This window comes from Streptomyces sp. 1114.5, assembly GCF_003635085.1.
GTDB lineage: Bacteria > Actinomycetota > Actinomycetes > Streptomycetales > Streptomycetaceae > Kitasatospora.
This window is the reverse complement of sequence record NZ_RBXE01000001.1, coordinates 4556006-4569734: the sequence shown is the minus strand read 5'-3', so window position 1 is coordinate 4569734 and position 13729 is coordinate 4556006. Positions and strand designations below refer to the sequence as shown.

At 76.1% G+C, this 13729-nt stretch carries 13 protein-coding genes; 4 read left to right on the top strand and 9 right to left on the bottom strand.

Annotated elements, in window-relative coordinates:
- Window positions 1-61: 61 nt before the first annotated feature.
- Genes BX285_RS20290 through BX285_RS20280 form a run of 3 tightly spaced genes read left to right on the top strand, consistent with a single transcriptional unit; the run spans window position 62 to window position 2972 of the window.
- Window positions 62-223, top strand: a complete 162-nt coding sequence (locus BX285_RS20290) for a hypothetical protein (protein ID WP_259470601.1) — start codon at window positions 62-64, stop codon at window positions 221-223.
- On the top strand, window positions 220-2490 hold the full coding sequence (locus BX285_RS20285) for a cation-translocating P-type ATPase (RefSeq protein ID WP_121176178.1): 2271 nt from the start codon (window positions 220-222) through the stop codon (window positions 2488-2490). Before BX285_RS20290 ends, BX285_RS20285 begins: the two co-directional genes overlap by 4 nt.
- On the top strand, window positions 2487-2972 hold the full coding sequence (locus BX285_RS20280; RefSeq protein WP_121176175.1) for a copper chaperone PCu(A)C: 486 nt from the start codon (window positions 2487-2489) through the stop codon (window positions 2970-2972). Before BX285_RS20285 ends, BX285_RS20280 begins: the two co-directional genes overlap by 4 nt.
- Before the next feature lie 90 nt (window positions 2973-3062).
- Here BX285_RS20280 and BX285_RS20275 read toward each other — a convergent pair whose 3' ends face one another.
- Both BX285_RS20275 and BX285_RS20270 read right to left on the bottom strand, forming a co-directional pair.
- Window positions 3063-3809: a metallophosphoesterase gene (locus BX285_RS20275; protein WP_121176173.1), complete on the bottom strand. Its 747-nt coding sequence runs from the start codon at window positions 3807-3809 to the stop codon at window positions 3063-3065.
- Between the two features lie 149 nt (window positions 3810-3958).
- On the bottom strand, window positions 3959-4843 hold the full coding sequence (locus BX285_RS20270; protein WP_259470600.1) for a universal stress protein: 885 nt from the start codon (window positions 4841-4843) through the stop codon (window positions 3959-3961).
- Between the two features lie 360 nt (window positions 4844-5203).
- Between BX285_RS20270 and BX285_RS20265 the strand changes: the two genes are divergently transcribed.
- Complete coding sequence (locus BX285_RS20265) at window positions 5204-6901, top strand: GAF domain-containing protein (RefSeq protein ID WP_121177719.1); 1698 nt, start codon at window positions 5204-5206, stop codon at window positions 6899-6901.
- Window positions 6902-7021: 120 nt separating this feature from the next.
- Here the strand turns inward: BX285_RS20265 and BX285_RS20260 are convergent, their stop codons facing one another.
- The 7 genes from BX285_RS20260 to BX285_RS20230 form a co-directional block, all read right to left on the bottom strand.
- Window positions 7022-7711 (bottom strand): response regulator transcription factor, encoded by a 690-nt coding sequence (locus BX285_RS20260; RefSeq protein WP_121176170.1) that lies wholly within the window; start codon window positions 7709-7711, stop codon window positions 7022-7024.
- 196 nt (window positions 7712-7907) lie between these two features.
- Window positions 7908-8780 (bottom strand): virginiamycin B lyase, encoded by an 873-nt coding sequence (locus BX285_RS20255; RefSeq protein WP_310794223.1) that lies wholly within the window; start codon window positions 8778-8780, stop codon window positions 7908-7910.
- Between the two features lie 77 nt (window positions 8781-8857).
- Window positions 8858-9940 (bottom strand): AI-2E family transporter, encoded by a 1083-nt coding sequence (locus BX285_RS20250; protein ID WP_259470599.1) that lies wholly within the window; start codon window positions 9938-9940, stop codon window positions 8858-8860.
- A 139-nt stretch (window positions 9941-10079) separates the two neighbouring features.
- Window positions 10080-11171, bottom strand: coding sequence for a winged helix DNA-binding domain-containing protein (locus BX285_RS20245; protein ID WP_121176165.1), 1092 nt, complete (start codon window positions 11169-11171; stop codon window positions 10080-10082).
- Window positions 11168-11878 carry a glycerophosphodiester phosphodiesterase gene (locus BX285_RS20240; RefSeq protein ID WP_097239265.1) on the bottom strand — a complete coding sequence of 237 codons (711 nt, stop codon included), beginning with the start codon at window positions 11876-11878 and terminating at the stop codon, window positions 11168-11170. The genes BX285_RS20245 and BX285_RS20240 overlap by 4 nt, the downstream gene beginning before the upstream one ends.
- A 128-nt stretch (window positions 11879-12006) precedes the next feature.
- Window positions 12007-12423, bottom strand: a complete 417-nt coding sequence (locus BX285_RS20235; protein ID WP_179852968.1) for a molybdopterin-binding protein — start codon at window positions 12421-12423, stop codon at window positions 12007-12009.
- A gap of 112 nt (window positions 12424-12535) precedes the next feature.
- A complete protein-coding gene (locus tag BX285_RS20230) occupies window positions 12536-13717 on the bottom strand; it encodes an ROK family transcriptional regulator (RefSeq protein WP_121176162.1) in 1182 nt (393 codons plus the stop codon).
- Between the last annotated feature and the right edge of the window lie 12 nt (window positions 13718-13729).

Sequence of the window (13729 nt, the reverse complement as noted above, 5' to 3'; positions counted from 1 at the left end):
CCAACCGCGCTGCCCGTCCGACTGCTGGTGGGTGAGTGCGAAGTCGCCGGGAGTCCGGCCGTTGAGTGTGCTGGCGGGGTTCGCCCTGCTGCTGGTGGTGGTGTTCGTGGTCGCCTACGGGGTGGGCCGACAGGTGGGGCCGGTGGCGCCCGGGCTGCGGCCGGGCACCGGGGGCGCGGAGTCGCCGGGGATGGGCGGGCACGACATGGGCGGGATGCGATGAGCGCGGTCGCGGGGCCCGGTGCCGACGCCGGCGCCCTGGTGTCCACCGATCTGGCGGTCGGCGGGATGACCTGCGCGGCGTGCGTGGGCCGGGTCGAGAAGCGGCTGGCCCGGATCGACGGGGTGACGGCCGGGGTGAACCTGGCCACCGGCCGGGCCCGGGTGCTGCACCCGGGCGAGGTGCCGGTCGCCGAGCTCGTGGCCGCGGTCGAGCGGGCGGGCTACACCGCCGAGCCGGTGGCCGCCGGGGCACCGGTCGGTCCGGGCGAGGAGGAGGGGCCGGACGAGCGGTGGCGGCTGCTGGTGACCGCCCTGCCGGCCGTGCCGGTGCTGCTCCTGTCCATGGTGCCCGCCCTGCAGTTCACCGCCTGGCAGTGGGTCTGCTTCGCGCTGGCCGTCCCGGTGGTGACCTGGGGGTCGGCTGCCTTCCACCGCCGGGCATGGCAGGGCCTGCGGCACGCGGCGGCGACCATGGACACCCTGGTCAGCCTGGGCGTGGTGGCCTCCTTCGGCTGGTCGGCGTACGCGCTGGTGTTCGGCGGGGCCGGGGATCCGGGCATGCGGATGCCGTTCTCGCTGACGGCCGACGGCGGCGGCGCGGCGCACGTGTACCTGGAGGCGGCCGTCGGGGTGCCGCTGTTCGTGCTCGCCGGGCGGCTGCTGGAGGGCCGGGTGCGCCGGCGCAGCGGTTCGGCGCTGCGGGCGCTGGCCGAGCTGGGCGCCAAGCAGGTGTGCCTGCGCGGGGCGGACGGCGAGGAGCGTCTGGTGTCGATCGAACTGCTGCTGCCCGGGCAGGAGTTCGTGGTGCGGCCGGGCGAACGGGTGGCCACCGACGGGGTGGTGGTGGAGGGCGGTTCGGCGCTCGACCTGAGTCTGCTGACCGGGGAGAGCGTGCCGGTCGAGGTCGGCCCCGGGGACGTCGTGGCGGGTGCCACGGTGAACGTCGGCGGCGCGCTGGTGGTCCGGGCCACGGCCGTCGGCGCGGACACCCAACTGGCCCGGATCACCGCCCTGGTGGCGGAGGCCCAGGCCGGCAAGGCGCGGGCGCAGCGGCTCGCGGACGCGGTGGCCGGGGTGTTCGTGCCCTGCGTGCTCGCGGTCGCGGCCGCCGTGCTCGGCTTCTGGCTGGGCGCGGACGCGGCCCCACAGGCGGCGGTCACGGCCGCCGTCGCGGTGCTGGTGGTGGCCTGCCCGTGCGCGCTCGGGCTGGCCACGCCGACGGCGCTGCTGGCCGCGACCGGGCGGGGCGCCGAGCTGGGCGTGCTGGTGCGCGGCCCGGAGGTGCTGGAGAGCCTGCGCCGGGTGGACACCGTGGTGATGGACAAGACCGGCACGCTGACCACCGGACGGATGGAACTGGCGGCGGTGACGGCGGCCGACGGCTTCGCGGCGGACGAGGCGCTGCGGCTCGCCGGGGCGGTCGAGCACCGCTCCGAGCACCCGATCGGCCGGGCGGTCGCGGTGGCGGCCCGGGAGCGCTGCGGGGCCCTGCCGGCCGTGGACGGCTTCGCGGCGGTCGCCGGGTTCGGGGTGTCCGGGACGGTCGAGGGCCGGGCCGTCCGGGTGGTCCGGCCGGACGGGGCCGAGCTGCCCCCGGCGCTGGCCGGGGCGGTGGCGCAGGCGGGTGAGGCGGGCCGTACCGCCGTCGTGGTCGAGCTGGACGAGCGGGCGGCGGCCGTGCTGGCGGTCGGCGACACGCTGCGCTCGGGCAGTTGGCGGGCGGTGCACCGGCTGCGCGGGCTGGGCCTGGAGACCGTGCTGCTGACCGGGGACGGCCCCGGCGCGGCCCGGGCGGTGGCGGCCGAACTCGGCATCGGGCAGGTGCACGCCTCGGCCTCGCCCGAGCGCAAGGCCGAGGTGGTGGCCGAACTGCGGGCCGCCGGACGGACCGTGGCGGTGGTCGGCGACGGGGTCAACGACGCGGTCGCCCTCGCCTCGGCGGACCTCGGGGTGGCGCTGGCCTCGGGCAGCGATGCGGCGATCGGCGCGGCCGGGCTGACCCTGGTGCGCGGTGACATCGAGGCGGTGGTGGACGCCGTGCGGCTGGCCCGGCAGACCCTCGGGACGATCCGGGCCAACCTGCTGTGGGCCTTCGGGTACAACCTGGTGCTGATCCCGCTGGCGGCGGTCGGGCTGCTCAACCCGATGCTGGCGGCGGTGGCGATGTCGCTCAGTTCGCTGCTCGTGGTCGGCAACAGCCTGCGGCTGCGCACCTGGGAGCCGGGGCGCGGGGGATCCCCGGTGCACGGGAAGGGGGCCCGGCGATGAGCGGGCTGGAACGGCTGAAGGTGGTCGGCCCGCCGGTCGGCGCGGCGGCGCTGGCGCTGGTGCTGCTCACCGGGTGGACGGCGTTCGGCGGGGCCGGCCGCTCCCGCCCGGTGGAGGCCGGGCCCGGCTGGGTGCTGCTGCCGACGGCGGGCGCGGCCTCGGCCACCGCGGCCTTCTTCACGGTCCGCAACCCCGGCGACATACCGGACGAACTGACCGGCGCCAGCTGGGAGTTCGGCGGGCACATCATCCCCAAGCGGCACCTGCACCAGGGCGCGGCGGGCAGCTGGGAGCCGGTGGCCGCACTGCCCGTACCGGGCCGTGGCGAGCTGGTGATGTCCCCGGAGGACGCGGACCTGATGATCCCCGCCCCGCCGCCGCTGCGGGCCGGCCAGTGGGTGGAGTTCACCCTCACCTTCCGCCACAGCCCGCAACTGCGGCTCAGGGCGCAGGTGTTGGCCCCGGCCGACCGGCCGCGCTGAACCCGTGCGGGGCCGACCCGCAGAACGGCGTGACCCGGCCCCTCGGCCGGGTCACGCAGGCGGCTCGATGCATCCGACGGCTGCGGGATCTCACCCGGTCAGCCGGCCAAGGATCTCGCGGGCCTCGCCCTCCGTGCACCGGGCGTTCAGGCAGTAGTCGGCCCACTCCGCCGCCTGCTCGAAGGAGGAGTCCACGGCGATGCGGGCCGTGGCGGCGGGGACGTCCAGGAGGGTGCGGCGCAGCTGGACGTCCGGGCCGAGCAGGGCCCAGTGGGCGCCCGGTCTGCCGTACGGCATGCCGATGCTGCCGGGGTTCACGACGAGACGGCCGGCCGCGAGGCGGGTGAAGGGCATGTGCGTGTGCCCGCAGACGACCGTGGTGACGTCGGGGTCGACGCCGGCGAACGCCTGCGCCCATCGTTCGGGGGGACTGTCGACCAGGAGGACCTCCTCGTCGTCGCGCGGGGTGGCGTGGCAGAACAGCACCGTGCCGAGCCCCTCGACCGGGAGGGTGACCGAGGTCGGCAGCCGTTCGAGGAGGTCGACCTGGTCCTCGCGCAGGCCGCGTGTGGCCGAGGGGCCGATCGGATCGGGGATGGAGTCCCGCAACCCGCGCCGGTACTCGACCAGTTCACGGTCGGCGTTGCCCCGGATCCAGACCGCCCGGTCGCCGAGGCCTGTCAGCAGGTCCAACACCGCGGCGGGCTGCGGTCCGCACGCGATGTCGCCCGTGAGGACGATGAGGTCCGCAGCTCGGACATCGGGTTCCGCGAGGACCGCCTCGACGGCCGGCAGCACACCGTGGATGTCGGAGAGGACTGCTACGCGCTTCACCATGACGTCGAGTATCCCGTGGTGCACCGACGTGGCGGGTCGGCATGACAGGGATCGGGTGGGGTCGGGGTCCTGACCGCTTCCGAGGATGCGTGCCGCGCCCGGCGGGCGGCAGGGTCGCATGCCCGGGGGGCGCAGGACCGTTGGTCACCTCACGGGTGCGGGACGACGGCGACCGGCGCTTCGGCGTGGTGCAGCACGGCGTGCGCGACCCGGCCGAGGCGGGGGCCGAGGTCGAACGAGCGGTGGCGCCGGCCGACCACGACCAGTGAGGCCCCGGCCGAGGCCTCGACCAGCGCGCGGGCCGCGCCCAGCCGGACGTCCTCCACCACGGCGACCTGCGGGTGCCGCTCGCGCGGCCCGGCCAGGGCGAGCGAGAGCAGCTTCGCCTCCAGGGCCTCCGACTGCTCGACCTCGGCCGCCGGGACGGCGCCGCCCGCGTAGCCGAACAGCGGCGGCAGCTCCCAGCCGTGCACCGCCCGTACCCGGGCACCGCGCAGCGCGGCCTCACGGAAGGCGAAGGCCAGCACCTCCTCCTCCGGGGCGTGGGCGTCGACCCCGACCACCACCTCGCCCGCACCGCCCGCGCCGTCCGCCGCTTCGACGGCTTCCCGGACCACGATCACCGGCACGCCGCTGCGCCCGGCCACGGACATGCTGACCGAGCCGAGCAGCAGCCCGGTGAAGCCGCCCCGCCCGCGCGAGCCGAGCACCAGCAGCTCGGCGTCCGCGGCGGCGGCCACCAGGCCGTCGATCGGGGAGTCGAGCACCGCGTCGGTCTGCACGGCCAGCTCGGGGTGGCGCGCGCGGACGGCCTCGGCCGCCTCGGCCAGGGTCCGTTGGGCGGCCTCGGGCAGGTCGTCCGGCTCCGCGTAGGAGGACACGCCGTCGGTCAGCCACGGCCACGCGTGCACCAGGCGCAGCGACGCGCCACGGCGCACCGCCTCCGCTGCCGCCCACCGGGCGGCGGCGGTGCTCTGCGGTGATCCGTCCACTCCGGCCAGCACGGTCGACCTCAGCTCGCTCCGCTCGCTCATCGCGTTCCTCCACGGTCCGGCAGTCAGGCAGTTCGGCTTTTCGGCTGTTCGGCGGCGGGACGCACTGACGCCCCGTCCGCTCCTCCCCCACCCTGGCAGTCCCGACCGGCCCGGCGACAGGGGCCGCAGGGCCCTCGGCCACGGGACGAAAGGCCCGTCGGGGGAGCCTACGGCCGACCCCGCCGTGCACCCGGCCGACACGTGGGCACTACCGTTCACAGGGCGATCCCGCTGGTCGGACGGCTCCTTGGCCGGACCGCGCCGGCGGTCGGGTCCGGTCGGGGCAGGCCGGTCGGGCAGGTCACGAGGAGGACAGCGGTGGGCGGAGCGGACGGCAGCGCGGCGGGCGGCGGCGCGCGGATGCCCCGGCTGCGCCTGGACGAGCTGTTGGAGGAGCTCCAGTGGCGGATCGACGCGGCGCGCGGCACGCAGAACCGGGTGCACCACCTGCTGGAGGCGGTGCTCGCGGTCGGCCGCGAGCTGGACCTCGCCCAGGCGCTGCACCGGATCGTCGAGGCGGCGGTCGACCTGGTGGACGCCCGTTACGGCGCGCTGGGGGTGATCGGGCCGGACGGGCATTCGCTGTCGCAGTTCCTGACGGTGGGTCTGTCCGCCGAGGAGATCGCCGGGATCGGGCCGCCGCCCGCCGGCCGGGGCATCCTGGGCGAACTGATCCGTGAGCCGAAGCCGCTGCGCTGCCCAGTGTTGTCGGACCACCCGGCCTCGGCGGGCTTCCCGCCGAACCACCCGCCGATGCACACCTTCCTGGGGGTGCCGGTGCGGGTGCACGGCGAGGTGTTCGGCAACCTCTACCTGACCGACAAGCGCGGCGGGCTGGACTTCGACGAGGACGACGAGGCGGTGATCGCCACCCTGGCGGTCGCGGCCGGGGTGGCGATCGACAACGCCCGGCTGTACGAGGAGGCGCAGCTGCGCCAGCGCTGGCTGCGGGCGAGCACCGAGATCACCCGCAGTCTGCTGTCGGGCGCGCCGCGCCTGGAGGTGGTGGAGCTGATCGCCCGGCGGGCCCGGGAGATCGCGGGCGCCGAGCTGGCGGACGTGTCGGTGGCGCTGGCCGGCCCGGAGGAGCGGGCCGAGGAGCTGGCCGTCGAGGTCGCGCTGGGCGGCACCCCGTCCGCGCGGCTGGGGGTGACGGTGCCGGTGGACGGCACGCTGTCCGGCGCGGCGTACGCCTCCGGTTCGCCGGTCACCAGCGAGGAGCTGGCCTGCGACGCCCGGTTCCCGGCCGGCCCGGCGGGCCGCTTCGACGGGCTGGGCGCGGCGGTGGCCGTGCCGCTGGGGACCGGCACCGGGTACGGGCGGGGCGTGCTGCTGCTGGCCCGGGCGCAGGGGCAGCCGGCCTTCGGCCCGGAGGAGACCGGCCCGCTGCTGGGCTTCGCCGACCAGGCCGCGCTCGCCCTGGAATTGGCCGAACGGCGGCGTGATGCCGAGCAGTTGACCCTGCTGGAGGACCGCGACCGGATCGCCCGCGATCTGCACGACCTGGCGATCCAGCGGCTGTTCGCGACCGGCATGACGCTGCAGAGCGCGGGTCGGCTGATCGAGAGCCCGGCCGCCGCGGACCGGGTGGCCCGGGCGGTCGCGGACCTGGACGAGACCATCAAGATCATCCGCTCGACCATCTTCGGCCTGCGCGCCCACAGCGAACCCGACCACGGCCTGCGCGCCCGCGCCACCCGGGCCGTCACCGAGGCGCAGGGCCCGCTCGGCTTCGCACCCCGGCTGAGCATGGAGGGCCTGCTGGACACCGACGTGCCGCAGGAACTGGCCGCGCACGTGGTGGCCGTCCTGGCCGAAGCCCTCAGCAACGCCGCCCGGCACGCCCGCGCCTCCCGGGTCGAGGTGACGCTGCGCGCCCTAGCCGGGCGGGTGGCGCTGACCGTCACGGACGACGGCGTGGGCGTGCCCGAGGGCGGGCGCCGCAGCGGGCTACGCAACCTCGCCGAACGCGCCGACCAGGTCGGCGGCGCCTTCACCGTGACCCCGGCCGACGGCGGCGGCACCCGGCTGACCTGGGAGGCCCCGGTCGGCTCCTGAGCGGCCACCGTACGCGGGGAACTCCGCCGCGCCACGACACCGTACGGCCGGACCACCGCCCGCCCCTGGCGTCGAGCGTGAGGACGGCCGGTGTCCTGGTCAGCCCGAGTCGGCCGCAGGTCAGACACGCCCTGACGCCCGGCGCAGCTCGGTGGCGATCAGGGCGGCCTGGACCCGCCGCTCGACGCCGAGCTTGGCGAGCAGCCGCGACACGTGGTTCTTCACCGTCTTCTCGGCGAGGTAGAGGCGCTCGCCGATCTGCCGGTTGGTCAGGCCCTCGCCGATCAGGGCCAGCACCTCCTGCTCGCGCGTGGTCAGTGCGGGCCCGGTGGTGACCGGCCGGGCGGGTTCGGCGTCGCTGCGCAGCCGGTCGAGCAGGCGGGTGGCCGCGGCAGGATCGAGCATGGAGCGGCCGGAGGCGACGGTGCGGACGGCGGCGACCAGGTCGGTGCCGCTGATCTGCTTGAGCACGTACCCGGCGGCGCCCGCCATCACGGCGTCCAGCAGCGCCTCCTCGTCGTCGAAGGAGGTGAGCATCAGGCAGGCCAACCCGGGCATCTGCGAGCGCAGTTCACGGCAGACGGTGACGCCGTCGCCGTCGCCCAGCCGGACGTCCAGCACGGCGACGTCGGGCCGCAGCGCGGGCACCCGGACGAGCGCCTGCTCGGCGGTCGCCGCCTCGCCGACCACCTCCAGGTCCGGTTCGCCCCCCAGCAGGTCGTGCACCCCGCGGCGGACCACCTCGTGGTCGTCCAGCAGGAAGACCCGGACCGGTGCCGGGGCCCCGGCACCCTCCGTCTTGGTCGCCATCGTGCGGCTCCACCTTCGTCACCCCCGCGCACTCCCGGCGGGGCCCCAGGGCATCATCGCCCACCGGACGGCCGGGCCCCAGGGCCGAACGGCCCCATTGCGCCCGCTCACTTCCCCGCCCGACAGCAGGGTCGCGACCGCGCCGAGCGCGACCCCTCAGCCCCTCAGCCCCTCAGCCCCTCAGCCCCTCAGCCCCTCAGCCCCTCAGCCGGGCGATCTGCCCACGCTCCAGCGCCACGTACACGCTGCCGTCCGGAGTGACGGCGATGCCGTGCGGCTCGGCGCCCTCGCCCGGGAGCGGGTGGCCGTCGAGCCGCCCGTCCGGGGTGAGCACCCCGATCCGGCCGGCGCCCCACTCGGTGAACCAGAGCCGGCCGTCCGGCCCCGCCGTGATCGCGTGCGGCCTGGCCGCCCGGTCGGCCAGCGGGTACTCCGTCACCTCGCCGTCCACGGTGATCCGCCCGACCAGCCCGCCGCCGATGCCGACGTACCAGAGCGCCCCGTCCGCCCCGGCGGTGATCCCGACCGGCGCACTGCCCCCGGTGGGCAGGCGGTGGACGGTCACCTCGCCCTGGAGGCTGATCCGCGCGATCGCGTCCGCCTGGTTGAGCGCGCACCACAGCGCACCGTCCGGCCCGGCGGTGATGTGCCCCGGGAAGGCCCCGGCCAGCGGGATCGGGTACTCCGTCACCTCCCCGTCCACGGTGATCCGCCCGACCCGGCCGGCGTTCACCTCGGTGAACCAGAGCGCGCCGTCCGGCCCGGCGGTGATCCCGCACGGCCCGCAGTCCACCGCCGACAGCGCGTACGAGGACGCCTCGCCGTCCACCGTGATCCGCCCGATCCGACCGGAGTTCATCTCGGCGAACCAGAGCGCCCCGTCCGGCCCGGCGGTGATCACCGACGGTCCGCACCTGGTCGACCGGAGGCCGAAGCGCTCGACCGTCCCGTCCGCTGCCAGCCGCCCGATCTCCCCGGCGTGGATGAGGGTGAACCACACACCGCCGTCGGGCCCCACGGCCACCCCGTACGGCCCCGCGCCCGCCTCGGACACCTCGAACAGTTCCACCCGCACCCCTCCAGAGCTATCGCGACTTCCGTCGCATTAGCGATGCTCCCATGCCGGCCGCACCGAGGGCAACCGCCTTATCCGCGCGCGCCCGCCCGCCCCCGCAGCACCGAGACCACGCCCATGCCCGCCGCGCAGACCGGGACGGCCAGCAGGGCGCCGATGATGCCGGCGATGCCGGAGCCCGCGACCACCGCGACCATGACGGTGGCCGGGTGCAGCTCGACCGTGCGGCTCTGGATGACCGGCTGCAGGATGTTCCCCTCGATCATCTGCACCGTGAGCACCACCCCGAGCACCCACAGGGCGGTGCCGAGCCCGCCGTCGGCCAGCGCCACCAGCACCGCCGCCGTGCCGGACAGGAAGGCCCCGACGAACGGGATGTACGCCCCCATGAAGACCAGCGCACCCAGCCCCGGGGCGCCGGGGACACCCAGCGCGACCAGGCCGATGGTGATGAAGCCCGCGTCGATCAGGGCGATCAGGGTGGTGCCGCGCATGAAGCCGGCCATCGCCTCGAAGGCGCGCTCGGCGCAGGCGATGACGGTCTCGGCGCTGCGGCCGGGCAGGTAGGAGCGGATGGCGTCGCCGGTGCGGTGGCCGTCCCGGAGGAAGAAGAACACCAGGGCGAGGGCCAGCACCCCGCCGGTGACCAGCTGGGTGAGCAGGCCGAGCCCGGACAGCACGCCGTTCGTCAGGGTGGAGACCAGCGAGTTGGTCTCGCCCTTGGCGTTGTCCAGGCCGTGCCGGATCTTCGCCCCGACCGGCCCCAGCCACTCGGACAGCCGCTGACCGGACTCCTGGAGCGAGGTGGCGATCTGCGGGGCGCTGTGCACCAGGGAGTTGACCAGCAGGGCGATCACCCCGCCGACCGCGACCACCAGCACCGCGCAGGTCAGCCCGGCCGCCAGGCTGCGGCTCACGCCCCGCCGCACCAGCCAGGGCACCACCGGGTACAGCAGCGAGGCGCCGAGCAGTGCGAGGACCAGCGGCACCGTCGCCGCCCGCAACTCGACCAGCGCGAAGACCACCAGCGAGGCGACGGCGATCAGCAGGATCACCGCCGCCGACCAGGCGGCCGCCTGGCGCAGTGCGGGCGGCAGCATCAGGTACGGCCTGCGCTGGTCGGGCTGTCCACCGGGCGGGCGCTCCACCGACACGGTCACCTCCGCCGGGGGTCGTCTGGTCCGAACCGACCCAGCTCAGCAGAGCGCCCCGCGACGCGCCCGTCGAGCCACCGCCAAGCACCCGAACGGCCTACTGCACCTGCCCGGCCTGCTTCGCCTGCTTGACGGCGGCCTACTCGCCGGCCTCGATCCGTACGGTCCCGCCGCCGCCCGCGAAGGCCCGCACCCGCTCCGCCTCGGCCTCCGCCGCCTGCCGGTCGGCCCGCCGCAGCGGCGCGAACGGCCGGACCAGGACGTCCTGCTCCCCCGTCAGCTGCCAGGAGCCGGCGACCAGCCCGTCCACCAGCAGCGTCCCGAGCACGATCCCGTTCTGGGTCATGACCCGCCCCCGGTACTCCTCGGGCAGCACCCGGGTGCGGTCCGCGTGCGAGAGCAGCAGGTTGTCGAACGGCGCGACCAGCCGCACCGGCGCCGGGGTGGCCTCGTCCGGACGGGGTGCCTCCGGAAGGTCGTACAGCAGCCGGCCCTGCTCGTCACGGAAGGTCAGCAGCTGTGGCGCGAGCCGCCCGACCACCGGAGCGAGCCGGCTGAGCCCGCACCATTTCTGCAGGTCGGCGACGGTGGCCGGCCCGAAGGCGGCGAGGTAGCGCAGGACGAGATCGTCCGGCGAGGGCGCCGGGTCGAGCGGGCGGCCGAGCCAGGCCTCGGCGGTGGTGTGCGCGGCCGGACCGCCGCGCCCCCACAGTCCGCGCGGCGGCACCTGCACCAGCGGCAGGAGGCAGCGGGCGGCCTGGGCGAGCGCGGCCGGGTCCCGTTCCGGGCGGGTCGCCGCGAGCAGCGCGCCGAGCTGCTGGAAGCTGCGCGGCTCCGCCTCGACCAGGGCGCGGGCCTCGGTGGCCAGCGCGTCGAGGTCGAGCCCGGCGAGCCGCTTGCCGTAGGTGGTGCGCAGCGCCTGGTCGAGTACGGGCTGGAGCAGCGGGCGCAGCGTCAGGCAGTCCTCGGCGGTGACGAGGTGGATGGTGCCGCGCTGGAGGGCGATCCGGACCGCCGCCCGCTGCTCGATGAGGGTGCTCAGCCGGTCGGGGGTGAAGCCGTCGAGGCGGGCGAGCAGCCCGAGGTAGGGCGGCTGGGGTGCGGCCTGGGCCTGGAGTCCGCCGAGGTGGTGGATCAGTGCGGCGGGTGCCAGGCGGGTACGGGCGAGCAGGTGCTGGCGGGCCAGCAGGGCCCGTCCGAGCGCCCGCCGTCCCAGCACGGGCTCGGTCACCGGCGGCCGTCCAGCACCGAGCGCAGGACGCCGATCCGGTTGGTGGTGATGGAGGCGACGCCGGTGTCCCGCAGCCGGCGCATGGTGCGGCGCAGGTCGGCGGTCCAGGTGGAGACCGCGAGCCCGGCGTCCGCGGCGGCCGCAGCGAACTCGGGGGTGACGAGCCCGAAGGGCGGGTTGAGGTAGCGCGGGCGCAGGTCGTCCAGCAGGGCGCGGACGGGCAGCCTGGGCTGCTTCCAGGTGAGGGCGATCTCGGCGTCGGGGGTCAGCTCGCGTACGGCGAGCATGGCGGTGACCGGGCCGCAGAAGGCGACCTGTGCCTCGGCGCCGAGCCCGGTGACGGCGTCCCAGGTGGCGGCGGCGGGCCCGGGTTCGTCCAGGTCGATCAGCAGCCGGCGGCCTTGGACGGCGGTCACGGCCTTGATCGCCTCGGCGAGGGTGGGGACGGCGAGCGGGCCCTGCCGGAGTTCGTCGAGCTGTTCGGCGGTGACCCGGTCGATGCTGCGCGGGTCTCCCCAGAGCCGTTCCAGGGTGCGGTCGTGCAGCAGGACGGGCACCTGGTCGCGGGTGAGCTGGACGTCCACCTCGACGGCGTCGGCGCCGGCGGCGAGCGCGGACTCGATGGAGGCCAGGGTGTTCTCGCGGTGGCGGTACGGGTCGCCCCGGTGGGCGACGGCCAGTACGCGGGGGCTGCGGTCGGTGCTCATCGGATCGTCCGGGCCTCTCGTTCGGTTCCGGGACTCGTCGGGCCCGGGTCTCGTTCGGTTCCGGGACTCGTCGGGCCCGGGTCTCGTTCGGTTCCGGGACTGTCGGTTCCGGACTCGTCGGTGGGGCGTCAGCGCCGTTCGATCATCACGTTGGTGGATTTGATGACCGCGGTGGCGGGTGCACCGGGGACCAGGTTCAGCTCCTCCGCGGACTCCCGGCTGATCAGCGACACCACCCGGAACGGCCCGGCCTGGATCTCCACCTGGGCGGCCACGTCGCCGAGCACCACGTGGGTGACGATGCCCGGAAAGCGGTTGCGCGCCGAGGACGGGCGGCCCTCGGCCTCGGCGTTCTCCGGCCGGGCCAGCTCCCGGGCGAAAGCGGCGAGCTCGGCACCGGGGATGATCCGGTGGCCGTGCTCATCCCGCGCCGCGGCGACCCGCCCGGCGTCCACCCAGCGCCGCATGGTGTCGGCGCTGACGCCGAGCAGGGCCGCGGCCTCGCCGATGCGGTACGGGTTGGCGGGCGCCTCGGGCCGGTCCATGGGCGACTCCTGACGGTGGTTCGAGGGACTTCGGTCTCGGTGGTGCGCGCCCCCCGGCCGCCATCCTGCCGTACCGGGGACGGCGGTGGAAAAGCAGGGAGAACGAAAGCTGCTAGAACTCGCCGAAGAGGTCGCGCCGCACCGCGTCCCCGGCGGTCAGCACCGCCCCGGCGAGGACCGCGCCGCCGCCGGCCGTACCGGCCCGCACCTCGGTGCTCAGCGGGGAGAGCCGGGCCAGCCGCCGTTCGACCCGGCCGGCCAGTTCGGCGCCGCCGGCCCGGCCGATCTCGCCGCCGAGCACCACGCAGCCGGGGTCGAGCACCACGCAGACGCCGGCCGCGCCGATGGCGATCCGCTCGGCCAGCTCGTCCAGGAAGCGTCCGCCCGCCCCGCCGGCCTGCGCCGCGCGGACGACGGCCTCGGCGGCGAGAGCGTCGCCGGCCGGGTCGGCGGGCAGCCCGTGGGCACGGGCCAGTGCGCAGATCGCCGCGCTGCCGACCAGGTCGTGGAAGCCGCCCTCGCAGCTGTCGGCGCTGGGGAGGCCGACGGTGCCGGGGACGGGCAGGAAGCAGATCTCGCCGGTGCCGCCGGAGAAGCCGCGGCGCAGCCGCCCGTCCAGGATGACGGCGGCGCCGACGCTGTGGCCGAGCCACATCAGCACGAAGGTGTCGCGGTCGCGGGCGGCGCCGACCCGGTGCTCGGCCCGTCCGGCGAGGTTGACCTCGTTCTCCAGGATCACCTCGGTGCCGGGCAGCCCGCGCAGTTCGGCGAGGAGTTCGGCGTGCCAGGCGGGGAGGTTGCCGGTGCTCTGCAGCCGTCCGGTGGCCGGGTCGACCAGTCCGGGGGCGCCGACCGCGACGGTGTGCAGCCGTTCGACCCCGGCGCCGCGCGCGGTCCGCAGGAGGGTGGCGGTGAGCTCCGCGGCGGTCCCGGGGGCGCCGTCGCCCTCGACCGGGACCTCGGCGGTGGCGAGGGTGCGTCCGGCCAGGTCGGCGACGACCATGCTGACGCCGCCGGAGCGGACGTCGAAGGCGGCGATGTGCGCGCGGGAGGCGACGAGGGCGTAGAGCCGGGCGTTGGGGCCGCGCCGCTGTTCGCCGCGTTCGCCGACGACGGCCACCAGGCCGGTGCGCTGGAGGCGTTCGAGCAGGTCGGCGACGGTCGGCCTGGACAGGCCGGTGAGGTCGCGCAGCTCGGTCGCGGTCAGGGGGCCCTGTTCGAGCAGGAGGTTGAGCGCCAACCGGTCGTTGATCGCCCGGGCGGTGCTCGGCGTGGCCGTACGCGCGGTGGTCATGGCCGCTCATCC